The following is a 24,991-nucleotide window of genomic DNA, read 5'->3' as shown; positions in this document are numbered from 1 at the left end:
GATGCCGCGTTTATATGGTCTGGTCAGTGAGCGTATTGCACTAGAGCTGAGCTTGGCTGTATGTGATTGTATTGGTCATGGAGCTGAAGGTACCGCTCCAACGATGATGCTAGAAACTGGTTGTGTTGAAACTGGTCTTGGGACGTTTCGCGATAGACATCCATTGAAGCTAGGTATTGGGTGGACACAAATAGATAAAGGCACATTTGAGTGGCTTAAAAAGAAATACCAAAGTGGTGATATTGCCAGCAAGGTTTATGACAGTTTTGGTATTTCAATTGCGCATATTAAATATGTTGAGTTGGCTTATAACCCATTGTTGGCCGCGATATTTTGCCGCCTTAGATATTGGACGGTGCCTGAGGTAATACCTGGCACTAGAGAAGCTAGGGCGAGTTATTGGAAGCGTTTTTATAACACTAAATCGGGTAAGGGCAGTGTTGAACACTATTTGGCAATGGTTAATAAACATTGGCCAAGTGACTGTTTTTGATGAGAGGTGAATGATGAAGAGAATGATTGCATTGTTTTTGATCGCACTAATAGCTTTTTTAGCTGTGCGTTTTTTTGGTGTTGAACCAACTATTGAAAGTATGAGCGTTGCTGTTGTATCTGTGATTGGCACTGCGTCTTTAATTTGTCAGGTATTAGTTAAAGTAACGTCGGTTACACCGAGCACCAAAGATGACAGTTACGTCAAGGGTGCAAAAATGGTATTGGCTGAAATGCAAGGCTGGATTGATTTGATTGCCGTTAATTTGAACAGCAAGGATAGTCGATTGCCAAGTTCGTCAGATAGGCGAAGAGGTATCCGATGAAAGCGTTTTTGTTGTTGCTAACCAAGTTGTTGGAGTTGTTCACAACCTCGTTAGCAAACAAAAAACAAAGTGAATTTAAGCAGAAGGTTGATGATGCTGAGCAAGATCCTATTGATGCTTTTAAGCATAGCTTTGGTGCTAATGCTGAGCGGATGCCAGATGACTTCATTAAAGAAGTCTCAATGCGTAGCGATAAAGCCAGTGATAAATCCAAAAGTAGAAACCCTAAATAACGAAAGGGTGCTTGTACTAACAGAGCAAGATGTTGCTAAGTTAATGCGTTACATCTACGAGCTTGAGTATTGTAATAGTTAATAACTAAGAGTAAGCCAGCCCTAGCGCTGGCTTTTTTATATGGCAAATAAAAGTATTGATTGGGAAGTTGTCGAGCGCGAGTATCGCACTGGATTATATAGCAACCGGCAGTTAGCTAAACGCCACAATGTTTCTGAAGCAACAATTAGGCGCAAGCGCCGTGAAGGTAGCTGGGAGAAAGACTTAAGTGGCAAAGTTAAGTCTCGCTTAAAAGATAAAGAATCTCGCCTAGTATCTGGAAAAGTACTAACAGGTGAAGATGAGCAAATAGTTGAGCAAGCAGCCGAAGAAAAAGTTGGTGTAATCACTAATCAACGTGGTGACTTAACTAAGATGCGAAGCTTAGTGGCAGGCTTTATGGCAAAACTGCAAGCTCAGTTAAACCAAGACTATATAACAATCGAGAGTAAAGGTAAGTCTCTTGAAATTGACCTTCCTCTTGATTACACGGGTAAGAGCTTAAACCATGCTGCTAACGCTATGAAAACTATTCACGAGCTTGAGCGTAAAGTCTATCGGTTAGATGAAGATGATAAGGCCGGTAGTTATGACGAAGCACTAAACGATCTTCATCAACAGATAAAAGAAGCTTCGCTTGCTGATGCTTAATGAGCTGTCGATTAACCAAAATACTGGAGATTAGAACCGCTCCATTTTCAGCATTTGCCAAAGTTTGTTTGCGAATAAGAACAAAAGAAGGTGCGGTAAAACCACTCATTATAAATAAAGCTCAGCAACATATTCACGCTGAGTGCCAAGACCAATTAAGACGCATTGGAAAGGTAAGAAAAGTTTTACTCAAAGGGCGTCAACAAGGTGGTTCTACCTATGTTGGTGCCAGGTACTACAAAAAGGTTACTGAAGGTAAAGGTTTAGCAGCTTTTATTTTAAGTCACGAGAGTAAGACAACAGGCAAACTATATGAAATGGTTCAGCGCTATCATGAGTTTTGCCCTGATTATGTAAAGCCTGCTAAGGGGCAAGATAGCGGAAAAGGCGGGATGTCGTTTCCCGAAATTGTTGGCTCTTATGAGTTGGGTACTGCGAGAAATGCAGAGACCGGGCGTGGCTTTACCGCACAATTGTTTCATGGCTCTGAAGTGGCTTTTTGGCCTTTTGCCAGTGAAATACTTGCAGGTGTGATGCAAGCAGTACCCAACGCTGATGGTAGTGAGATTATTTTAGAATCGACTGCTAACGGCGTTGGTGGCAGCTTTTATGACTATGTAATGGATGCAGTCAAAGGCGAGGGACAATTCGAGGTTATTTTTGTCCCCTGGTATTGGCAAGATGAATACCGAGAGCGCTTGCCAGAAGGCTTTGTTAGAACAGAAGCAGAAGAGCTACTGTGCAAACAAATTAAACATCATATTAATGGTGAGAAGTACGCCTTTGAACTTGACGATGAGCAGCTTTATTGGCGCAGGCTGAAGATTAATGAGCTTAAAAGCTTAGATAAGTTTAAGCAAGAATACCCGTGCAATATTGAAGAGGCATTTTTATTTTCTGGCCGTCCTGTATTTGATACCGATGGCATGATGACTTGTTTGAGTCAGTGTATTGATCCGATTAAATGGATGCGGGTTAACTGGGCTAAAAATGCTTTAGAGCCGTTAACGAAAGCAGAAGTTGACGCCTTAGAGCGAGATGATAAAGGCGTTAAGTTTAAAGCAGCTAGTGGGTTGATTCAGGTATTTGCTGAGCCGGTAAAAAGTCAGCAATACGCTGTGGGTGCTGATGTTGCCGAGGGCTTAGAGCAAGGTGATTTTTCTAGCTTTGATGTGTTAGATCAGCTTGGGGTGCAATGTTGCCATTATCACGGTCACTTGGATGCCGATTTATTTGGTCGGTTATTAAATATTATCGGCCGACATTACAACGAGGCTTTTTTAGGGCCTGAGCGAAATAACCATGGCCATGCAGTATTGCTGCGATTAAAGGATTTGGATTATCCGAATTTGTATATCCAAGAAGATTTGGATAAGCGAATAGAGGATAGAACCAAAAAAGTGGGTTGGTTAACCACAGTTGCCAGTAAGCCTTTTATTATTGATAACTTAGCAGCGCTTATTCGCGATGAATCGAGCGGCATTTTGTGTCGCCATTCGATTGAGCAATGTTTTACGTATGTAATTGATGAAAAAGGTAGGACAAACGCCCGTGAAGGCTGTTTTGATGACAATGTAATGAGCTATGCGATAAGTCAAGAAATGCTAAGACGGATGCCGAGAGTAAAACCTAGAACCCACACTAAATCTGTTAAGAAGAATTGGAGATTGTAGTTGATGTTTGATCTTTCGGGTCGGCCACTAATTGAGGCCATTATTGAAGACATTAATCAACAACCAAGTTGGCGGGTTGAATCGGCCAGAGCTGAGGCGTATTACGATGGTAGACAATTAGAGCCTGAAGTTGTCAGTGTAATGGAGGAGCGCGGTCAGCCAGTCATTATCGTTAATTTAATGCAGCCAGCCATTAACGGTGTGTTAGGTAATGAGGCTAAAACTCGTCGTGATGCAATTGTGCAAGCCGATGACGAAAAAGGTACCGAAGTTTCAGAGGGGCTTAATGAAAAACTAAACGAACATTCTCGTTTAGCAATGGTTGATAGAGCTGTATCAGATGCTTATGGCCGACAAGTAAAAGCTGGATTGGGTTGGGTTGAAGTTAGAAGAAATACAGACCCATTTGGTGAGGACTATGTTGCTGAGGAAGTTGATTGGCGCGAAATCCATTGGGATTGGGCCAGTAAACGCCCTGACTTGAAAGATGCTCGTTGGGCTTGCCGAGAGCGTTGGTTTGATGAAGACACAGCAAAGCTAACATTTCCAAAGCATAAAGAGCTCATTGAAAACGTGTTTAGTGATTGGGAGGAGCTTAACACCAATGAAGGTATTGATGAGCTGAGCCCTGATTTGTTGGGTTGTTATAATGAGCAAGACGCGTCTAATTTAGATCGGCATGATTGGTTTAGTGATGAACGCAAACAAGTGAGAGTGGTTCACTTGTTTAAGCGAGTTTATGAACAGGGCGTTGTACTTATCAGTGATAATCTCGTGGTTAAGTTTGAACGCAACAATAGCCAGCATATGAATATGGTGCTATTTGGCGGTGCTCGCCTTGAAAAGCGCAGTTATGTTGTGATGAGAGAACTTTGGTATATCGGTATGCACATGGTGCACGATGGTTATAGCCGATACCCGCACAATGAATTTCCTTGGGTGCCTTTTTGGGGTTATCGAGAAGGTGATACTAGAAAGCCTTACGGTCTGGCAAAGGCGATGATGCCCGCACAAGACGAGTATAATTTCAGGCGCTCAGTATTAACCTGGATATTAAAAGCGCGTCGAGTAATTATGGATGATGATGCGACTGATATGAGTAACGAAGATGTTCGCGCTGAAGTTGCTAAGCCTGATGGTGTGATCATCTTAAATGCCAAGCGCCGAAACCTAGAAACACAAACATTTAAAATAGATGCTGAAACCCATATTGCATCCCAGCAGTTCACCATTATGCAAGAGGCTAAGGGGTTAATTCAGGATGTTGCCGGTGTTTATCCATCATTCTTAGGTCAAGAAGGTGATGGGGTTAAGTCAGGTATTGCTATAGCGTCATTAGTTGAACAAGGTAGCGTTACTTTAAGCGAGCTTAATGATAACTATCGGTTTGCTAGACAAAAGGTCTATGAGTTATTGCTGGCAATGATTGTTGAAGATATTGGCGATAAGCCAATGCAAGTTGTCGTTAACCGAAATGATTCAGCCCCTACTAAAACCATTAAGCTTAACGAAGTCGTTGGCGATGGAAGCAACATTAACAATCAAGTTGCGCTCACAAAATCTCATGTTGTGTTGGCTGATATTCAATCGACCGCGGGGTATCGCGCACAAGCGCAAGATAGATTAGTGGCCATAGCACAAAGCTTGCCTGAACAAGCCCAGTTAGCATTGTTGCCAGATATTATTGAGCTTAGTGATTTGCCGCGTAAACACGAACGAGTGCAAGAAATCAAGCAAGCAATGGGCTTGCCAGTGAGTTTGGATGATGTTTCTGATGAGCTAAGGCAGAAAATTGAAGCGCAGCAGAAAAAGCAAGCGGAGCTTGAACAGCTGTCAATGAAAGAGCGCCAATTAGCGATAGCTAAGCAAGAAGCTGAACTTTTGGAAAGCCAGCAGCGAGCCGGTAAATATGAAGCCGATAGTCAGTTAGCAGGGGTTAAAGCGGTTGATTTAATGACGCAAATTCAACAAAAAGAGCAACAGATGAGTTTTGCTGGTGATGATAGGGTTAAACAAGCCGCGATGGAAATTGACCAATTATTTGGTCAGATGCCCCATTAAATTTAGTTTTTACATTAAATAAAGCATGGCCGCTAAGCGGCCTTTGCTGAAATAAAAAAAGCCATTTGTGCCTAGCAGCCAAGTGGCTTTTTTTATTTTCGCAAGCCCAGCGACAGGGCAATTAGGAGTGTTTATGAGTGTTGAAAATCAAAATGTAGAGTTAGATGTTGATGCGTTGCTCGCCTCGGGTGATGAAGCTGAGTTGTTAGCGGCAATTGATAATATTAGCTCTTTAGCGGATGAATCAGGTGTAGCCGAACAGGCAAGCGTAGCGCCAAACGATGAAGCTAATGCAACCGATGAAGTGCAAACCAATAATAACGACGAACAAGGTGTAGACGAAGCGCAAACAGCGGAGTCAAACGCAGCGCCTGGCGAGATTGATATTGATGGTGTGTTGACTAAAGACGGTAAAAACTTAATTCCTTATGAGGTGCTTACGGGGACCCGTGAAGAGTTACAGAAAGTTAATGGTGTTTTAGGTGAAAGAGACCGTCAAATTTCTGAGTTACAAGCTCAGTTAGATGAACAGCAGCGCCTAAATCAACTTAACAAGCAGCAGTTTGAAAAGCATGATATTCAAGCACCGGTACTGCCAGAACACGAGCAGATTACCGATGACGTGCTGAATAACTTAGGTGAGTATGGTGAGGTCGGGGATGCGGTTAGAATTTTGGCTAACCAAAACGCGATCTTACAAAAGCAACTACAGCAGCAAAACGGTGCTCAAGCAATAGTACCTAATGAGCCAAGCCAAGCAGAAGTGGAACAGGCATTAGCGGGCAATAGCGTGCTTAATCGTTTGTTTCAGGACGAGGGGAATCGAGATAAGTTGATTGCGATTGATAATCAACTTAGAACGGCGCACCCCGATATGGCGATTGCAGACCGTTTTGATTTAGTGGTGGCTACCTATTCACAGCAACAAGTTCAACCTCAGGAAAGCGCTCCAGGTGCTGATGTTCCCAATTCTATAGCTGACGCTAACGGTTCAGGTCATGTGCCTGATTTGCCGTTAGCTGAGCGGTTAGTTGCACAAAGTGACAACCAATTAGTGCAAACTTTAGATGCTATGGGGGGAGATCAGCTTAACGATTTGTTAAATGAATTAGGATAAGCTGATGCCTGTTAATATTCCTGAAGGTAGTAAACAGAAGTTATTTAACGCGGCGCTATTTGCCGCGATTATTCGAGAGCCAAGTTTCTTGAACATGCTGACTGGTGCAGCGAAAAAAGCACCTAAAGGTATGAAAGAAATTGGCCGCGAACAAACCGATGCCGGTTCACCTGTGGTACGTGTTTCTGACTTGTCAAAAAGTCAGGGTAAAGAGGTGACGGTGGATATTATTCACCGATTAACCAAAGAGCCAACAATGGGTGATACTCGTTTAGCAGGTCGAGGTGACAACCTAACCTTTGCTAACGATACGCTGAAAATTGACCAGTATCGTCACATGGTTGACGATGGTGGTGCCATGACTCAGCAAGAGATTGCTCACAATTTAACTGAAGCGGGGCGCCAGTCGTTGATGGTGTACTACAAGCAGTTAATGGATGAAGTGGCGTTTTATCATTTCTGTGGTGCTCGTGGTACGGCGTTTGATCCGAACTACAATATTGTGCCATTAGAAGCAGCTAAGTCATTTGCCAAAATTATGGTTAATGAGTTGGTAGTGCCAAACTACGACAGTAAGTTTTACGGCGGTGATGCGACCAGTGTTGATCAATTAGATTCTGCAGATTTATTCTCGTTAGAGTCGGTTGACAATATGTGGTTACACTTACAAGAAATGGCTAACCCTATCCCTTATATTCGCCTAACTGGCGATAAGCAAGCGGATGAGTCACCAATGTATGTGCAGTTTGTTACTCCGCGTCAGTGGAATGACTTTCAAACCTCTGCCAGTGCAAAAGACTGGAACCAAATGATTGCCAATGCGCAAAAACGAAGCTCTGGCTTTAATCACCAAGTATTTAAAGGTGATTGCCTGATGTATCGCAATATCTTAGTGAAGCCTATGAATCGTCGCGTTCGTTGGAATGCTGGTGATAACGTTGATGTGGCTGCTAATGATAAGGCAGGTACAGTGAGTCAACAAACGGCAGCGGTGCCAGTGGAGCGTTCTATTTTAGTGGGCGCACAAGCCGTTGCCTCGGCTTATGGTAAGACTAAGCAAAGTAATGGTCGCCAGTTCAATATCAACAAAGAAATGGTCGATCACGATAATGCTTGTGAAACGTCGATTAACTGGGTGCAAGGTCTTAAGAAATTAAGCTTTGAAGACAGCCTGGGTTATCGTCGTGACCACGGCATTTTAACCTTAGATACAGCAGTTAAGTAGGAGGTCTTATGCCTGAATTACGTGCTCCAAGTTTATCTAAAACAAGCTTTAACGGCCATTATGGCAATAAAAGTTCCTTTCATGGCCATGCTAACTTAGCTAGTACCCCGGTTGATACTGTAGTGCAGCTAGGCGAGTTTGGCGCTGGTATTCGCGTTGATGATATCAAGGCAGTAACTAAGAACTTAGGGGCAGGCACGAGCTTGCAACTAGGGGTTCAATATCCGCAAAGTGCAACTGCAGATGAACCAAATAAGTTTACAACCATTACGACAACGTCGGATAAAACCACGCGCTATGACGGCGCGCCGGTATATATTGATGAGCCTTGTATTTTAACCGCTACGGTTAAAGGTGCTAGTGCAACAGGTGCCATTGATATTGTATTTGACTATGTTTTTGAAGGTAATTAATTACCTTTTTTTAGTTAAGTTATTCAATAAATCAAAAGCCACTTTTTGACGGAAGTGGCTTTTTTGTTGAGTGTTATAAAAATACTTAGTAGTTAGTTACTAGTTATTTAGTATTTAGATAAATAGTAATTAAGTATTTAGTAAGTGGTTGTGTGTTTTTGATAGAGGAAAGTGATAATGAGTTATTTATCTGTGGTTTATATTGGCAGCAAAGCTGTTAAGCGCGATACGGTCAGCGGTAGTGGCCTTTTGTTTAAACCGTTTGAGCCAAAACAGGTGCCGTTGGCTAACGCTGAAGTGTTATTGCGTTTCCCTGATGTTTGGTTGAAAGAAAACGAAGTAAGTGATGAGCTTAAAGCTGAATATCAGCAGTTGAAAGTTAGCGAAAGTGCTGTTGGTAATGAGCCTAAAGAAGCAGTGAGCCAAGCACCAGTTGATAACGAAGATAATGAACCAACGTTATCGGAGGTTTTAGAAGGTCTAAAAACTAACGCTGCGTTTGATGCTTGGGTGCAAGATAATGGCTTTGGCGATGTTCAATTTGAAGAAGGTGAAAAGCTTTCAGAGCGTCGTAAAAAGGTATTGGTTTACGCTAAAGAGCACTTAGGTGGTTAATTTATGCGTTGCTTAGACGAGCTTTTGCCACTTTTGAAACTTGAAGCTAATGGCGTTCCTGATTTTATTGCACGTAATATTCTGCGCCTCTCACTACAAGAGTTCTGTCAAGAGTCTGACTATTGGCGTGTAGAAGTTAGGTTAAGTGAGTTAGGTGATCAGTTATATCGGTATAGTTTGCCTGCGGGCTTAATCGTGTGTCGATTAGTACAGGTACAAACCGAAGACGGTGAGATTGTACTTAAGGCCAATGTTGATTACGAAGAGCCTGAGCGCGGTCAGCTGTTGTTACTGAACAATATTACCGACTCTAAGCCTTTAAAGGTGTTTGCCAGTGTTAAGCCAGATAGTGATGGTGATGATGTTAGTGAAAGCTTGTTTGAGAACTATCGAGAGGCGATTGTTTCTGGCGCTTTGGTGCGTCTACTAAGGCAGCCAGATAAGTCTTGGTCTAATCCGAATATGGTTCCCTATCACGAAAATAAGTTTAGTGAAGGGTATCGGGCCGCTCGTCGAGAACGTTTGAATAAGAATGCTCGGCATTCTAAAAAAACCGTGAAGCATAGATTTTATTAAAGCCGCTTAATTATAGCGGCTTTTTTATTGGGGATTTTATGGCAACCGTAAAAGTAACTGACCTTTGGTACAAGTTTGGTCGAATGACTCAAGATAACACTGGTGTTAGATGGGGTTTTCAAGAGTTTTTAAATTGGATTAATGAAGCTCATTTGCAGGTAGTAAACAAAAGGCCAGACGCTAAAGTTGTAACCGCTTCGTTTTCTTGTCAGCGGGGAACGTTGCAAGAATTACCTGCTAATGCTATTCGGTTTGGTAAAGTCATTCGAAATATGGATGGTAGAAAGCGAGCTATTACGGCTATTAATGTTGAATGGCTCGATGAGCAAGTTGAGTATTGGCATGATGATACCAATGTTGTCAGCGAAGCTCAGCACTATGTTTATGACAATACAGACCCAACCAGATTTTACTTATATCCACCAGTGGCCAACGGCACCAATGTTTTAGCTAGTTACACTGTTGCCCCTAGTAAAATTACAATATTAGATGCCGATATTGATACTTCGACACAGACAATTCACTTAGATGATACCTATGCACCGGCTATTCTTGATTGGGTGTTATATCGCGCTTATTCAAAAGACACGCAATATGCGGGGAATGGCAGTCGAGCACAAGGACACTATCAGGCATTTTATCACGGGCTAGGTATTAAGCTTGAGGGTGATTCTGGTTATTCTATGAACAGCGCGGATAAAGCCTAGTGATTACAGTTAATAGCTTTGCAGGGGCTATGCCGTTAGTTCCGGTAGAACGACTACCTGAAAGTTATGCGTCAGCTGCTGATAATCTAATCATTAAAACCGGCGAGCTAATGCCTTTATATGATGATGTTGAGATTAGCGCTGTTTTGGTGTCAGGTATCGTTAATAGCCTGTATTGGTATGAGCGCGGGCATTGGTTTTCGTTCTCTAACGATGTTGATGTTGCCCCAAGCCCAATAGCTCAAGATAACTTTGGTCGAGTGTATATTACTGGTAACGGTAAACCAAAAGTAACGAGCAATGATATTGCACTTGGGCCAAGCGCTTTGCCTGGTGCTGACTATGAGTTAGGGGTGCCAGCGCCTAAAGAAAAACTTGTGATAGCAAGTGTGACCGCCAATGACCCTGATCCAAATAATATCGATGATGATATTAGTCGTGTTTATGTGATGACGTTTGTTAATGGTTATGGTGAGGAAGGGGCAGCTAGCCCTGTAAGTGATGAGGTTACGCTTACTCAAGACGATGATAAGGTGACGTTGACGGTTCCGGTACCAACTGAAAATAGACACAATTTAGTTAGCAAGCGCATTTACAGAAGTGTAAGTACGATTAATAGTGTTGGTTTTAGGTTGGTTGCTACTATCGGCTTGTCGTTAGGTAGTTTTATTGACGATGTTGCCGACAGTGCTTTAGGTGGCGCCCTTGAAACCGATAGCTATGATTTGCCCCCGACTAATATGAAAGGCATTGTTAATTTACCTGGTGGCTTTTTAGCCGGGTTTGCTGGTAATGAAGTGTGCTTTAGCGAGCCTTTTTTAGCGTATGCTTGGCCGATTGCTAATAGAAATGTCACTGAGCACGATGTTGTTGCTATAGCTGCTACTGATAGCGCTTTGGTGGTGGCAACAGAAGGTTATCCCTATCTATTTTCAGGTGTATCCCCCGATGCTATGACACCTAGAAAACTTGAAATGCGTCTAGGTTGTGTCAGTAAGCGGTCGATGGTCGATTTGGGTGATCAGGTCATTTATGCGTGTAGCAAAGGCTTAGTTGCGGTTAGTTCTCAAGGTGTTAGCTTGTTAACTGAGGAAAGTCTTGATAAACGGCTGTGGCAACAATATAAGCCTAATACTATTCACGCTTATGTCTTCGACGGTTACTATTTTGGTTTTTACGGTGATTCATTAGGCAACGGTCAAGGCGATGGCGGTTTTATTTATGATGTGCGCGCGAATGCGTTTACAAGGTTAAATTTTTACGCGTCTGCCGGTTATAGCGATCCGCTTGATGATGCGCTTTACCTGATGGTAAATAACAAGCTGGTTAATTTTTCTCAAGGAAGTGGCCAACGACTTGATTACAGTTGGCTGAGTAAGGTTTTTGTACTTGGCGTTTATAGTTTAAGTTGCTGTTTTATTGACACCGATGAACCTGAAAAAGTTGGGTTTATTTTAATTGCCGATGGTGTTGAAGTGATGAATGTGGCCAAAGGAGGGTTAACCGACAATAGGTTTAGGTTGCCAGGTGTACTTGCCGATAAGTGGCAGTTTAAGTTAACTGGTAGCGCTCATATTCGTCGCCTGATTTTAGCTAACAGTATGGCTGAACTTTATTAATGGGCAAGACAACGTTACCTGGTATTACTCTGCCAAGAGGTGCCGATGCTAGTCAACGTTCTATCGTTGATATCTTACAGAAGTTATCTGGTCAATCAGGCAGTGGTTTAGATAGAGCTGTTTTAATACGGGACTTGGTTGATGCGAAAGGTATTAACCTTTCTAGAAACCGGGGTGTCTTGGAGTTTGAATTTGATAACTCAGGTGATTATTCATTACCAAGTGCACCTACAGGAGTTGAGGTACTACCAACATTTAATACCGTTTTTTTGCGTTGGAACGAACCTGATCCCGATGATAGGTGGTATGCGCTAACGGAAATTTTCAGATTGCGCGTCCATTTGGAGGATGATGGCACACCTTACGTAGAAAGTGGCGATGGAGCACATGTTGCTCCTGCATTTTCAATGGCTGTTAGGGTGTTAACGGTACAAGGTAATTTGATTACTGATTATGTTGATAGTGGTCAGAGCTTTGTTTACTGGATACGTCACGTTAATAAAGCCGGAGTATCAGGACCTATTCATGATACTAATGGCAGTTTAGCGACAACTTATCGAACGCCGCTAGAAGTACTAGAAGAATATAGTGCTGATATTTACCAAGGTGAAAATTATCAATGGCTCAGAAGTGAGTTAAGAGAAGTTGAAAATGTTCATCGAATCTATCACGGTGCTGACGTTTTAGGCGATTCGCCACTTTTAAGCTTAATTGAGGGTACAGATGATTTAATGGAGCTTTTAGCGCAGCAGCAATTAATGAATGCGCTAGATAGCTATCACCAGCAAGAAGCGATAAAAGTTAAGTTTGATAAAAATTACGCTAAATTAAGTGGTGGAGTACATGCCGCTGTAAATGCCGATCAAGCCTATGTTAATCGCATTGAAGTACTTGAAAGCCATTGGGAAGATAATGGCCTGGCCGAAAATACGATTGACGCCAAAATAGATGCTTACAATCTGGCATTAACAAGCCCAAGTGGTGCACTCGCTACCAGCATTAATAATATCAGAGTTAATTTTAACAGTAATAGCTCTACTATTCAGGAATTTGCTGAAGCTGTTGCTAGTGCTGACAGAACAATTAATTCATCGATTAGGACATTAAATAGTACGCTGTCAGATACATCATCAGCGTTGCAAACCTTTCAGCAAACCCAAACTGAAGAAAACCGCGCGAGAAGTACAGAAATCACTAATTTAAGTTCGGTGGTTGGGGATTATGGAGCTAATTTACAAACACTTACGCAAACAGTTGCAACTAACGAAGGTGAATATAATGCTCAATGGGGTATTAAGACAAATGTTAACGACTTGCGCGGCGGTGTTGGCTTTTACAATGATGGTACCGCAACCAGCTTTTTAGTTGATAGCCAAGCTTTTGCTGTGACTGGTGGTAATGGTTCACCGGTATTTCCGTTTGTGATCAAAGACGGAAAAACAGTTATTAAAGAGGCGTTGATAGACACCGCAGCTATTTACACGTTAATAGCTGCCAATATCGTTGCAGAAAAAATTGCCGCGAGTATACGTATTGAGTCACCAGTCATAAATGGTGGCTCGATAACAGGCACAAGCCTAAACATTAATGATCGCACCAAAATTTCCTCTACCGGCTTATTAGAAACCCTTAATGCCAGAATTCACGGTGTTATTCGAGCTACCAGTGGTGAACTTGATAACGTTGTAATCAATGAAAATTGCGATATCAAAGGCACGCTCAGCGTTAGAAATGTGGACGGTGATGTTGTTGATAGAACAGTTGTTGTTGTTCCCAAAGACCACGATGTGGGGCCAAGTCAACGGTACGTGTTGATAGAAGGTGAAATTAAGCCTGGTGTGCTTGGCAGCATAGAAAACAGGATATTGGTTGTTAGTGGAATTAGTTTAGATCACCAAGGCGGCGGCGGTAGTAGTAGTAACTTTGACGTTTACTTGTATTTAAACGGTAGTCAACGACAGCATTTTCATTCTCATAATGTTGAGGAAGAAGGTAGCGTAACCCCTCAGCTAGGTTGCTTAGTTCCTGTTTCTAATCAGGTGCAAACATTCAAAGTAGTCTTGGTTCCTCAGGTAAATGATTGGGTCAGAGTACAACAATCAGCAATAGTGGCTGATGTATTTAAACGAGGTTCTACCTTTGACAAGGTGCAAGGGCTTTATTTAGAGAGCGCCGGTGATAGCGGCGCGGTAAAAGCATTGGAGTAATAATGGCCTCAAATTGGTATAGAGCTGGAAAGATAAATGTTGCAAGTGGTAGCAAAAATGTTACTGGTGTTGGGTGCTTATGGTTAACGGCAGCGCAAAAGCCTTTACCAGGTGATGCGTTAATTGTTAACGGTGAAATCCTCGAAGTAGAAAGTATTAATTCTGACGATACATTAACTCTTTTTGATGAATATAAAGGCTCAAATTTAACTAATAGTGATTATGCGATTATGCGTAATACATCATTAAACCCCAACGCGCGTTTAATGGCGCAAGTGTCAGAGGTGTTAAACCGATTGGGTTCTCAAATGCAGGTGTCTACATCGGTGCCTAGTGCTGGTTCAACGAAGCACGGCGATATTGTGCTAGTTATTCAAGAGTAATTATGTCTGCAGTTAATCACCAAGGTGCGTTACGCAAAATAAACAGCGTTTACATCAATCAAAATGGTGTATTGAAGCAAGCACAGGTTTATGGCAATTTTGAAAATAAGCTTTATTTAATTGATTTTAACGCTGAGCCGTTAGATCCGGCTTATCATTTGTGGCGTGTATATGCCGACGATAACACCGGTACCAATGCAAGCATCACGGATAGCACCGGGAAAAAATGGATAGGCTTTGCCCCAGGTCAACGAAAAGCATTGACCGAACTTAGCCAAATAACTGATTTTAGTATTTTTGATTGGTCGAAGATACGAGGAGAGGACGGTGCTGCTGGTGCGCAAGGTCCATCTGGCCCTCAAGGGGTTCAAGGTCCATCTGGTGCAGATGGTCGTCCCAGTTATTTCCATATAGCTTACGCCGACGATTCAAGTGGTGCAGGCTTCAGTCAGAATCCTGCAGGAAAGGCATATATCGGTACTTACTCCGACTTTACGGCGGCTGACTCTAGTGACCCTAGTGATTATAACTGGATTCAAGCGCAAGGGTCACAAGGCCCAGCGGGTGACAAGGGTATACCTGGTGTTAACGGGGCCAATGGCGAGACTAGCTACTTGCACATCGCTTATGCCGACACAGCACTTGGCGTAGGTTTTAGCCAAAGCCCTGATGGTAAATCGTACATGGGCACGTATTCTGACTTTGTTCACCAAGATTCGACAGACCCGTCTCGATACACTTGGGTACTTGTTGAGGGTCCTCAAGGGCCGCAAGGACCACAGGGACCACAGGGACCACGAGGTTTACAGGGTCTGCAAGGTCCTCGTGGTGATACAGGTATACAAGGACCTGCTGGTGCCGACGGGAGGCCTAGCTATTTCCATATTGCTTATGCAGATAACGCTAGTGGGGGTGGTTTTAGCCAAAGTCCATCTGGAAAATCCTACATAGGAACCTATGTGGATAGTAGCCCCACAGACTCCACCAACCCGTCATCTTATAGTTGGCAGCTTGTGAGAGGCTCACAAGGTCCCCAAGGCAACCGAGGTATACCGGGTGCTAACGGTGCGAACGGCCAAACAACCTATTTACATATTGCTTATGCTGACGATGGTAGCGGCGGCGGGTTTAGCCAAAGTCCTGATGGCAAAGCCTACATCGGCACATACACTGATTTCAGTCAAACTGATTCTTCAAACGCTAGCCTTTATACTTGGACTCGTATACTTGGTGAAAGTGGCTACGTTAATTTGTTACGCGCTGCCGAGCACTGGGTTGTTGGTCGCTCAGGAACCCAAGGTCGTTTTTCCCAAAATGGTTTTTCAGATGAAAACAAGGTTGAACTGTTACAAGGCCCTTTAGGTACTACAGAGCCAGTTTGGCACGCAACTAAAGGCGATAACTCTTCGGATGGTGGTTGGAACGCCCATGTTTACGGTATAGATCACACTAAGAGTTATCGAACCTGTGTATGGATGAAGAGTACGGGGACGGCTTTAACTAACTATCTAGGTTGTGATGGGGCTAACACTAACAACGTTAGTGGGGGAGGGCAAAACACCAATCCATATTTCTGGTCTGGTGATTTGCCTCAAATGAATAAGTGGTACTTAGTGGTAGGCGTCATCCATGGCAGCGGCTATAGCGGTGGGAACACTGGCATTAGTGGTGTCTATGACCCTATTACTGGCTTGAAAGTTAGATCCGGTAATGATTTTCGCAACAAACCCGGAGCAACACGTCAAACTCAACGTGTGTATCGATACTATGTAACTAACCAGTCTCATGAATCATTTTTTGCTCGTCCTAGATTTGAAGAAGTTAACGGTGAAGAGGTTAGCTTAGAGGAAATCATGGGGCGAAGAGGCCAAGATGGTCCGCAAGGTCCAACAGGTCCAACAGGCCCAACAGGCCCAACAGGCCCAACAGGCCCAACAGGCCCGGGAGGTCCACAAGGTCCAACAGGCCCCAGAGGTCCAACGGGACCCAGAGGTCCAACGGGACCGGGTGGTAGTAGAGGTAGTGCTCATTTTTACAGAGTTAATAATGGTTGGTCTAACTCTGCTGCTGATGCAGCAATAACATCAGCCGGCTATTCAAAAGTGTTATTGGACAGGGTCACGCTTAGTTATCCTTCAACCGGTTTTGCTCAAACACGGTATTGGAACGGTTCGTCTTGGGTTCTGGTTACTGAAGTTATAAACGGTAACCTACTGGTTCAAGGTAGTGTGGGTGCTTTAGCTCTTGCTGCTAACAGTGTCACTACTGACAAACTTGCCGTTAATTACATTGGTTCTAACTCTAGTAACCAAGTTACGGGTATTCATTTTAACGGCTCGCCCACGTTAAGCGCTCTAGATTTTTATGCACCAAATGTTCGTTTTATTAAGCCCAGTGGTGATGCTGCCTTTAGCTGGTCGGCGAGTTTAGGCACCTTCCTCTACCGAGGGCGAGGTATATACGAACAAGGTTTATCAGCGACATATTCAAACGGGGCTTACTTAAATGTAGGTATAGATACAAGCAGTAGTGGAAATCCCATTGCCGAGTCAACGATTGGTATCAAAGGTACAGGTAGTCAAGCGGGTAAAAGCTCTTACGTCAGCACCAGAAGTGATGGCCGGATTTACTTATACGCTGCACTTTCAGGTACAACATGGAAGATAAGAGCTTGGCATAATACATATTTTAGCGGGAATGTTCACGTTCAAGGAAGTTTGACCTCGGTTACCGGCGCTCACCATGGCCTAATTGCCAAAGAGCATGTGGAGTTGGTGCCTGGTGATATCCTTTGTGATGATAGTTTGGTTTACACCAGTAGTATATCAAGCACGGTCACAGCGATGTGCCAGTCTACTAAGGTTAACCAGAAATCTGCCCGCGGTGTATTGGTAGAACGCGTCCCGTTAACAGCAGACAATGCACCTGATGCAATCATCGGCAGCGATGACGAACATATTATTGGCCTTGCGTATGATTTAGTGACCGTTAACGCAGTTGGAGAAGGTTTAGTGAATGTTATCGGGGAAAACGGTGACATAGAGATTGGCGACTTGATCACAACATCAAGTACTGCGGGCAAAGGTATGAAGCAAAGTGATGATATCGTCAGGAATTTTACAGTCGCTGAGTCCCGGCAAAACGTCTCATTCGAGTCGCCCGATGAAGTAAAGCAAATCGCTGTTATTTATAAGTGCGGTTAATGTATTTACCTGTTTTTTATTAGGTCGCTTTGGCGACCTTTTTTATTGGGAGTTTATAAAGTGAAGCGTTTGATTTTTTTTGTTCTCGTTAAAAGTGAAGCATTGTTTTGGTTATTTGTTTTCCTGGTGCTGGCACTTGTTATGTCGTTGCTTTCGGTTGTTATTAATTTGGTTGCTTTGCTGTGCGCCCTATTTGGAAAAGGCAAGGTAAAACGATGGGGTATTAACTGTTTTGAAGGGTTAGATAACTATCGTAGCGCTCAAACTGGCGGTGACCCTGACGATACGTTATCTAGTCGTTTAGGTAAAGCGAGGAAACGTGGATCAAAATGGACGTTTATTGCAAACAAAGTTGACTTAGTTGCGATCGAGATATTTAAGGACGCAAATCATTGTGAAAAAAGCATTGAGCGCGATGAAGGTAAAAAGCAAGTTACTAGGTATTAGCAATGAAAACACCTAAGCACGTTATCGTTTTTGGCGATTGGCATTTTGAAATAGTAGGTATTAGAGCAAGACGTATGTGTGATGACGGCACTTTTGATGGATCGGGTCATGTATCAGTCATCGATGGTAACCCACACGTAGAAGGGCTGCTTTGCATCAATGAATTTACTCGTCAAGACTGGCGTGCATTCGCATCACTGTTCATTAGTTTAGGCTTTGAACACGCTGATTTTAGGCGCTTTAAGAATGATAATTTTTTATATAAGAGGAAATCACATTGAACCTTTCAGATTTTCCGGATTTAGCGACGGCTAAGTCATACTCGGTTAGTAAAACTAAGCTTATCAGTGGCTCTCAAATGAAAATATTTGTGGTAGCCAATGGCCTGTACAGTTACTTTAAAAACCACTCGGGTGATTTACAAGCGGCGACTTATGACGAGTTACGAGGTGGAGAGTTCAATTTTATAGACGGTCACCCGAGCAATGTAAGCGCAATGCTTGATGCTATGATTGCACTTTCTGCCAGTGAGGGCAATGTGACGCTACTTGACGGAACTCAAGTCACAGTTAGCGCTGCCCTTACTAACCTCAAAAACGCAGCAATTGCTTTCGCCAACGGTGCACATAAACCTTTTGAATCGGCAACACAACAGCAGTTTGACCAAGCAAAAGCGTCATTGACACCTAAAACTATATTAGCGAGTACAAGCATAACAACCGGTGATGATACCCACTACTTGATCAATAACGGTGCGCGAGAAAAACACAAAGTCACCATTACGGTGTCGAACGCTTCGCAATACGATGATGTTTTTACGGTTACTGCGCTAACTAAAAACAATGACGATGACGATTACGCTGTTGATTCTCGTATCCGTGGCAGTATCGCGTTAAAGGCGAGTGAAACGGCACCTATCACGCTAACAGTGAATAACAGTGATTTACTTCGTCGCGTTAAATATCGCGTAGCAAGCAAATACGACCGCGAGTTTTCAGCAATAGCAGAATATGCAGTGAGTTAATCTTATGACTGTTTTTGCTAGCCAAGTCGCCAGTCCTATTAGCGTAAACTATGATAACCCTGCTACGGCAAATTTATTGACATGTCAATTTGATGATGGCACGACAGTAACTAATTGTATAACAGGTGAGACTGGCGAAACTTTCGATAGTGCAAATTTAATAGGTGTTGCCGCCAGTAGCGGCGAGCGAGTTAGCGCTACTTGGACAGCGGCTAAACCTAATGGAATAGACAGTGATCCATTTAGTTTGTTTCAAACAACCGAAAATTTTTACGACGATTATTGTATTACCACTGATGGTGTCGACGATAACATTACTTTTGATGCAACAACATTTGCTGGTACTGTTTCAGCGAGTAGCTATGAATATGAAGTAAGATTAAAAATTAATAGTGCGTCTCAATTTGATGTTGTTGCCCTGATGGGGTCAGGCCGTGTTATTTTTAGGAAAAGTGACAATTTATTAATTTGGAAAACAGCGTCAACAGCGGAGCTTAGATTTAACCCTACGGGAATCGAAATTGGCGAGTGGTTTACGTTAAAACTTGTTAAAGAGCCTAATTCAACAAACTACAGCTTGTATATCGACGGCGTTTTAAAACAAACAAAGTCAGTCACAGCGGGTTTAACGCTGGATAAATTAGGACAAGCAGATAGCGGGGCTACAAAGTCGTTATCGTTCGCTTATTTTAAATACCTTGATAAGTTAGACCATAGAAACTCTCGCTACTGGGAATTTAACAAAACCCGTGGTGACTCTGTTGCTTGTCATTTTAGCGGTTATATCGCAACGCTAAACAACTTTTTTACTGACTCTGGCTATAAAACACAAGCTGATCGAATTGTAGGTTATCAATTTGGCAATAACACCTTTGCAACAATAGCTACGCCTATAGTTATTGCCGATGGAGCAAAACTAAAATGTCGCTTTGACTACAAGCACAACACCATCGCAAATACATTTCAAATGCTCATTGGTGTGTACAGCAATAGCAGTGGTTTAGATTTTATATCGATTTCAACTACTAACCACAGGCTTGATTGCCGAATTGATAACCAAAGACTAAGCGGTCAAACGGTTTTACTAGAAAATCAGGATTATGATTTAACTATAGAGCGCAGCGGCACGGAGATAAGCATTCGTATCAATGGCAATTTAGAAATGTCTTGGTCTAACGTTACGCTTGACCCTATTCTCGGCTTTAACACTTCTTACTCAAACTTTCGTTTTACTGGTGCAATTTATTCGGCAAGTTATGAGACTAGTGACGGGACAGTGCTAAATAACTGGGATTTCACGACAGATGACGTTAGTAAGATCGTTGATAGTGCGGGGAATAATCATGCTGCAATAAATAATATCCCCACTACTAAGTGGCAACGGATAATTGATAAGAAAGTCTACACAATAGGCAGCGCCAAAGACTATTCAACCCCTCAAAACTTCATTAACGGTATCGGTGCAAACTTAAACGTCATTAATCATGGTGTCATTTACGAATATTTTGGTAGTGAAACGTTAGCTAAAAACGGCGCAGACGGCACTGTTATAGAACTAGTTGGTAACACAGATAAACACGCTGTTTCAGAGCAAAAGTCATACGGTTTTGGTGGTCACTGTATCATTAATAAGTCAGGTTTATTTAGCTTAAAAAATCTTACACTAGGTAGTTTTTCTGGCAATACAAACGATGGAAATTTAAGCATAGATAGTTGTGTCGTTGATACAGCCAGCACACAAGCGATAAATTGCAGCTTTATACAAAAAGCTAACATAAGCAAAACCCTTTTCAAAAGTTATACAAGGGAAGCCGTTGTAGGTAAGAACACTGACAACACTAAGCTACAGGAATGTATCTTTGATAGTTCGTCAGTAACAAGTGCGGTTGCTTTTAATGTTAACAATGCTGATCTGCATAACTGCCTTATCCCCAAGGGCGGCTGCTTCGCGGCTCTCGGCACTGTGACGGGTTCAGGTAATGTTACCGATACTCGCGATGCCCAAAATAAAGGCGTAGGCATTCAAGACTCAAATTTACTGACTTATATCACTGATAGCGGTCAAATCAACGAAGCTGGTCAAACAGCTCTAAAAGGTAAAGGCTGGAATGGCAGCGATATTGCGTCAGCGTTTTACCTTGTGTCTAGCGTCAGTTCTGTCTCGTCACTGTTAACTATTTCTAATTATGTTAACGGCTTTGTTAGTTCTAAGGTTGATATTAGAAGCGCTATTGCCAGCGCTCTTGAGTCGGTAGTTTCTCGTTTAGATGTACGAAATTACATCGCCGATCGAGTATCGAGTAACGTAGACGTAAGAAATGCTATTTATAACAAAGCTAGTAGCAGTGTTGTGTTGTCTAGCTCTATTGCTTCTGGTGTCAGCTCTCAAGCCACGATCAGTAACTCTATCGCATCTTATACAAGTTCTTTGTTAGATGTTCGCAATTCAGTGTTGCGTCACGTTGCTGCATCGATAGAGTTAACGAGTGTTGTACTGGAATCAGTAAGTGCTCAAGTTGACATTAGAAATACTATTGCTGGCTTAATTAGCTCGGTAAGTTCGCGGCTTGAAGTTAGTAATTATATCGCTGAAAGCGCAATAGGTTTACTTGATGTTCGTAGCTCTATAAATGCGGTTGTTAGCTCTCCCGTTGACGTTAGATATTCTGTCTTAGCCTTTGTCGCTAACCAGTTGGACGTTTCGAACGTTATTTGTGAACACGTTGGCAGCCCGATAGACGTATCAAGCCAGATATATTCTCATGTTTCTTCAGTTTTAGATATCCGAAGTAATTTAGACGGTATCAAGGTAGCTGGTGGTTTAAACGATGTAGTTTCATTCGATATCGACTACGACGTTTATAGCTTGCAATTAGCTGAGGACGTTTACTCATTCGATATCGACAGCACAATTATTTCATTCGACGATTAAAGGAGGTCATGTGGCCACTATTCTAGCGACGCAGTTACCCTACTATAAGACTACCAACGGTTTGGGCGGTGCAATCACATCAAACAAGTTAACATCAGCAAAACTCGGTGATTTGTTCCCCCATACAACTTCGGACGAAGCGCGTGACGGTAAAACAGAGTATGCGTGTATCTACATTAAAAATGAGCATGCAAGTGAATTAGCTCAGTTAGTCAGAAACTTTATCGTTTCTAACACACCTAGTGCAGGCACCGTTATTTCGATCGGCGCTGGTACTTCTGCTGTTAATGGTGTTGAACAGGCAATATCTGATATCAACACGGCGCCAAGTGGTGTTTCGTTTAGTACAGCTAACGGTCTTGCCAACGCTATTAACCGACCAAATTTGCCAGCCGGTCAGCACATGGCTATTTGGGTTAGAAAAGTTACTTCACCAGGTACTGCCGGTGTTTCTGTTGATAACGCAGTGATTGAAACTCGCGTTGATTATGTCCCTGATTAATTAGGAGGCATCATGCAAGTGTTTAGAAAAAAGCTAGACGTTTATATAGGTAGAAATTACCCAAGAGAAATAACCAACCTGAAACTCAATGGTGTTATTTTCGATTTTAGTGCTCAAGGAATAACTAAAGTTGGCATTGAGTTTGATGGTAAAGAATTTACCTCTGATGATGATGGTAATTATATTAGTTTTAGCGGGGCTAGCATTTTCTTGCGATTAGGGGGAATACCTAATTTAATACCAGGTAAGTTTTCGGCAAGAATTATTGTTTACTCTAATAATTTACCTGCCGGTAAACCTATTATTACCGAAAAAACCAGCTACCGACTAGATTTGAATTTTATTGCTTGACTTGATTAGTCATACATTGATGTGACTTGTTTGTTAGTGTAAATTGTACTCAATATGAGTATTTTGCATGATGAAGAAAACTTTCTTAATCGAGTTTTGAAAGGTAATACCCTTGCGGTACGTTATTGTATTGACTTGGGACAATTATGCCAGTTGCTTGATGATGTGGTTGATGGTGATAAGCCAGTTACTAAAGGCCATATTGAGAGAGCCTTTTGGTGTATGTTAATTGAACTTCCAAATAATTCATTTTTTATAAAACACAATCAAAGCCTCATGGCTGTACTGTCGACCGGCTTTAACGCTTGGTTGGACAGTAATGAATTAGAAAAAGGCAATGATCACGAACAGCAATTAGCCTTTGTTTTACGAAACAATATTGTCGAAATTGTGTGTCATTGTGCTTATTTAGTTGGCGGTTATTCTTGGATGAGAGAAATTTCACCAACAATAAGACGGCATTATTTAAGCGAAGCTTTTTCTGATTACCAAGCTAGCTTAAGGTGACTTATGTGTATTGGTGGTAGTGATACCCCTGATAGAGAAACTGAAGATGATAAGGTTGCAGCAGAAATTGCCAACGAACGTTATCAGTATTATCAAGACAGGTTGGTCCCTGTTCAAAATGAGTATATTGCAGATGTTAGATCACTGAATGACGATAGCCAGTACGAGCGTGTCGCCGGTGATACTAATGCAGAGTTTACTCAAGCATTTAGTAGCATTAATGATGAAAATCATCGTGCGTTATCCAGTCAAGGTATTGATCCTAATAGTGGCCAGGCAATCAACGTCCACTCTTCAACAGCCGCCCAGCAAGGGCAAAACCAAGCTGATGCCATAAACCGGGGCCAAGTTGATAACCAAAACAGTTATGTTGGTGGTTTGCAGAATATTGTTGCTTTGGGTGAAGGTCAAGCAACATCGGCACAACAAGGCTTACAAGATATTGCTGCAAATAGTGCAGAGGTTGCTGCCAATGCGGCGGCTAATAATAGCTATAACAGGCAGCAAAATAATGAATTAGCTTCAACTGGCTTTGGTTTTGCGGCTGAAACACTAAGATCGGGAGGTTGATATGAATCCTTTTCGTGGCAGCTTAGAGGCGTTAGATGATCGCCAAGGATTAGATGCAAATAACCCTTACTCTTTTCGATATCGCTTTAATCGTGGTGAAGATGGCTATGCTAGTCGGCTTAACGCTCAAATTCGTCGTGATCAATGGCAAGATTACCAGCAACGTTTTATGCCTATTCATGGTGAGTTATTTGACGCAACGCTAGGTCGAGATCTAGTTGATCAACAAATAGGTCGAGTCGATGACAACGTTGAGCAGTCTTTTGATGTTGCTGAAGCGAGTGTTAATAATCGTCGGCAGCGTATGGGGCTTTCAGATTTGACGGTTGACCATAGTGCTGACAAGGCCCTTGCGAAAGTTCACGCAAAAAATAACATTCGCCAGGCAAGCCAACAGAGAAAAATTAACGCTATTACTGGTGCTAGCAATGCGGTGGCAACCAATACGGGGATAAGTTAATGACTTATGGATTACTTGAATTGGGTAATGATGTTAAGCGTCAAGGTGAAGTTGGCTTGGCCAACGCTGCCCGTAGAGAACATCAGCGAGAAATGGTGAACCAAAATGCTGAAAATGCAAACCGCCAAAGCCGCAAAGCTGGGTATTCTACTGTTGCAGGTTATGCTGGAAAGCATGGTTACGATTATTACAAAGATACTACCAATGCTGCAAAAGATGTTGTTGATGCAGGTAATCAAGCGAGCCCTGGTGATATTGCTAATGCTCTTGAAGGTGGTGAACAGGTTGCAGCTAATGCCGGTGAATTGGCAAATGGCCAAGAAATTGCCAGCGCTTTAGATGCGGGTGAAGCTGTCGAAGCTGCTAATCAAGTAAAAGAGGCTGCAGAAGTCGCAGAGACGGCTCAAACAGCAGCAGAAGTTGCTGAAGCAGCGCAAACTGCTAAAGACGTTGCTCAAGTCGCGGAGACTGCGCAGACGGCGGCAGAAGTTGCTGAAGCTGCCGAGGCAACAACAACAGCGGTAGAGTTAGCAAATACAGTGAGTACGGCAGGAACGGCGGCAGAGGCCGCAAGCGCTGGTGCTGCAGCTGGGCCTTGGGGAGCATTAGCTAGTGTCGCCGTTTCAGTTTTAGCAAGAGAATTATTTGGGTAGGTGC

Annotated in this window: 26 protein-coding genes; all 26 read left to right on the top strand. The window is 42.7% G+C overall.

Features of this window, described 5'->3' with window-relative positions; all coding sequences use genetic code 11:
* Position 1: 1 nt before the first annotated feature.
* The 26 genes from J7384_RS17895 to J7384_RS17770 all read left to right on the top strand — a co-directional run bounded on the left by J7384_RS17895 (position 2) and on the right by J7384_RS17770 (position 24,987).
* Positions 2–493, top strand: a complete 492-nt coding sequence (locus tag J7384_RS17895; protein WP_209115914.1) for a hypothetical protein — start codon at positions 2–4, stop codon at positions 491–493.
* A 10-nt stretch (positions 494–503) separates the two neighbouring features.
* Positions 504–818, top strand: coding sequence for a hypothetical protein (locus J7384_RS17890; RefSeq protein ID WP_209115913.1), 315 nt, complete (start codon positions 504–506; stop codon positions 816–818).
* Positions 815–1,051 carry a hypothetical protein gene (locus J7384_RS17885; RefSeq protein WP_209115912.1) on the top strand — a complete coding sequence of 79 codons (237 nt, stop codon included), beginning with the start codon at positions 815–817 and terminating at the stop codon, positions 1,049–1,051. Before J7384_RS17890 ends, J7384_RS17885 begins: the two co-directional genes overlap by 4 nt.
* A gap of 121 nt (positions 1,052–1,172) precedes the next feature.
* Complete coding sequence (locus tag J7384_RS17880; RefSeq protein ID WP_209115911.1) at positions 1,173–1,742, top strand: hypothetical protein; 570 nt, start codon at positions 1,173–1,175, stop codon at positions 1,740–1,742.
* Complete coding sequence (locus tag J7384_RS17875; protein ID WP_209115910.1) at positions 1,742–3,415, top strand: hypothetical protein; 1,674 nt, start codon at positions 1,742–1,744, stop codon at positions 3,413–3,415. Before J7384_RS17880 ends, J7384_RS17875 begins: the two co-directional genes overlap by 1 nt.
* A 3-nt stretch (positions 3,416–3,418) precedes the next feature.
* Complete coding sequence (locus tag J7384_RS17870; RefSeq protein WP_209115909.1) at positions 3,419–5,476, top strand: hypothetical protein; 2,058 nt, start codon at positions 3,419–3,421, stop codon at positions 5,474–5,476.
* Positions 5,477–5,609: 133 nt separating this feature from the next.
* Positions 5,610–6,593 (top strand): hypothetical protein, encoded by a 984-nt coding sequence (locus J7384_RS17865; protein ID WP_209115908.1) that lies wholly within the window; start codon positions 5,610–5,612, stop codon positions 6,591–6,593.
* A 4-nt stretch (positions 6,594–6,597) separates the two neighbouring features.
* Entirely contained in the window at positions 6,598–7,818 is a 1,221-nt protein-coding gene (locus J7384_RS17860) for a N4-gp56 family major capsid protein (RefSeq protein ID WP_209115907.1), read from the top strand.
* A gap of 8 nt (positions 7,819–7,826) precedes the next feature.
* Positions 7,827–8,231, top strand: coding sequence for a hypothetical protein (locus tag J7384_RS17855; protein WP_209115906.1), 405 nt, complete (start codon positions 7,827–7,829; stop codon positions 8,229–8,231).
* Positions 8,232–8,408: 177 nt separating this feature from the next.
* Entirely contained in the window at positions 8,409–8,846 is a 438-nt protein-coding gene (locus J7384_RS17850) for a hypothetical protein (protein ID WP_209115905.1), read from the top strand.
* A 3-nt stretch (positions 8,847–8,849) separates the two neighbouring features.
* Entirely contained in the window at positions 8,850–9,422 is a 573-nt protein-coding gene (locus J7384_RS17845; protein ID WP_209115904.1) for a hypothetical protein, read from the top strand.
* 38 nt (positions 9,423–9,460) lie between these two features.
* Complete coding sequence (locus J7384_RS17840; protein WP_209115903.1) at positions 9,461–10,129, top strand: DUF6682 family protein; 669 nt, start codon at positions 9,461–9,463, stop codon at positions 10,127–10,129.
* The gene (locus J7384_RS17835) at positions 10,129–11,748 is read left to right on the top strand and encodes a hypothetical protein (RefSeq protein WP_209115902.1); all 1,620 of its coding nucleotides are present in this window, start codon (positions 10,129–10,131) and stop codon (positions 11,746–11,748) included. The genes J7384_RS17840 and J7384_RS17835 overlap by 1 nt, the downstream gene beginning before the upstream one ends.
* Complete coding sequence (locus J7384_RS17830; RefSeq protein WP_209115901.1) at positions 11,748–13,955, top strand: DUF1983 domain-containing protein; 2,208 nt, start codon at positions 11,748–11,750, stop codon at positions 13,953–13,955. The genes J7384_RS17835 and J7384_RS17830 overlap by 1 nt, the downstream gene beginning before the upstream one ends.
* 2 nt (positions 13,956–13,957) lie before the next feature.
* A complete protein-coding gene (locus tag J7384_RS17825; RefSeq protein ID WP_209115900.1) occupies positions 13,958–14,338 on the top strand; it encodes a hypothetical protein in 381 nt (126 codons plus the stop codon).
* 2 nt (positions 14,339–14,340) lie between these two features.
* Entirely contained in the window at positions 14,341–17,541 is a 3,201-nt protein-coding gene (locus tag J7384_RS19470) for a collagen-like protein (RefSeq protein WP_247741853.1), read from the top strand.
* 60 nt (positions 17,542–17,601) lie between these two features.
* Positions 17,602–17,988: a hypothetical protein gene (locus J7384_RS17815; RefSeq protein ID WP_209115899.1), complete on the top strand. Its 387-nt coding sequence runs from the start codon at positions 17,602–17,604 to the stop codon at positions 17,986–17,988.
* Positions 17,989–17,990: 2 nt separating this feature from the next.
* Complete coding sequence (locus J7384_RS17810; RefSeq protein ID WP_209115898.1) at positions 17,991–18,269, top strand: hypothetical protein; 279 nt, start codon at positions 17,991–17,993, stop codon at positions 18,267–18,269.
* Entirely contained in the window at positions 18,266–19,012 is a 747-nt protein-coding gene (locus J7384_RS17805; protein WP_209115897.1) for a hypothetical protein, read from the top strand. Before J7384_RS17810 ends, J7384_RS17805 begins: the two co-directional genes overlap by 4 nt.
* Positions 19,013–19,016: 4 nt before the next feature.
* Positions 19,017–21,944 (top strand): hypothetical protein, encoded by a 2,928-nt coding sequence (locus J7384_RS17800; protein ID WP_209115896.1) that lies wholly within the window; start codon positions 19,017–19,019, stop codon positions 21,942–21,944.
* Between the two features lie 10 nt (positions 21,945–21,954).
* On the top strand, positions 21,955–22,446 hold the full coding sequence (locus J7384_RS17795; protein ID WP_209115895.1) for a hypothetical protein: 492 nt from the start codon (positions 21,955–21,957) through the stop codon (positions 22,444–22,446).
* A 12-nt stretch (positions 22,447–22,458) separates the two neighbouring features.
* On the top strand, positions 22,459–22,797 hold the full coding sequence (locus J7384_RS17790) for a hypothetical protein (protein WP_209115894.1): 339 nt from the start codon (positions 22,459–22,461) through the stop codon (positions 22,795–22,797).
* 54 nt (positions 22,798–22,851) lie between these two features.
* Positions 22,852–23,304: a hypothetical protein gene (locus J7384_RS17785; RefSeq protein WP_209115893.1), complete on the top strand. Its 453-nt coding sequence runs from the start codon at positions 22,852–22,854 to the stop codon at positions 23,302–23,304.
* A gap of 3 nt (positions 23,305–23,307) precedes the next feature.
* A complete protein-coding gene (locus tag J7384_RS17780) occupies positions 23,308–23,874 on the top strand; it encodes a hypothetical protein (protein WP_209115892.1) in 567 nt (188 codons plus the stop codon).
* A 1-nt stretch (position 23,875) separates the two neighbouring features.
* Positions 23,876–24,334, top strand: a complete 459-nt coding sequence (locus J7384_RS17775) for a hypothetical protein (RefSeq protein WP_209115891.1) — start codon at positions 23,876–23,878, stop codon at positions 24,332–24,334.
* Positions 24,334–24,987 carry a hypothetical protein gene (locus J7384_RS17770; RefSeq protein ID WP_209115890.1) on the top strand — a complete coding sequence of 218 codons (654 nt, stop codon included), beginning with the start codon at positions 24,334–24,336 and terminating at the stop codon, positions 24,985–24,987. Before J7384_RS17775 ends, J7384_RS17770 begins: the two co-directional genes overlap by 1 nt.
* Positions 24,988–24,991 lie beyond the last annotated feature (4 nt).

Origin of the sequence: Endozoicomonas sp. G2_1 (genome assembly GCF_017744155.1) — a bacterium.
GTDB lineage: Bacteria > Pseudomonadota > Gammaproteobacteria > Enterobacterales > Alteromonadaceae > JAGHQT01.
The sequence above is the reverse complement of the archived record's forward strand: the minus strand, read 5'-3'. Positions and strand labels throughout refer to the sequence as shown.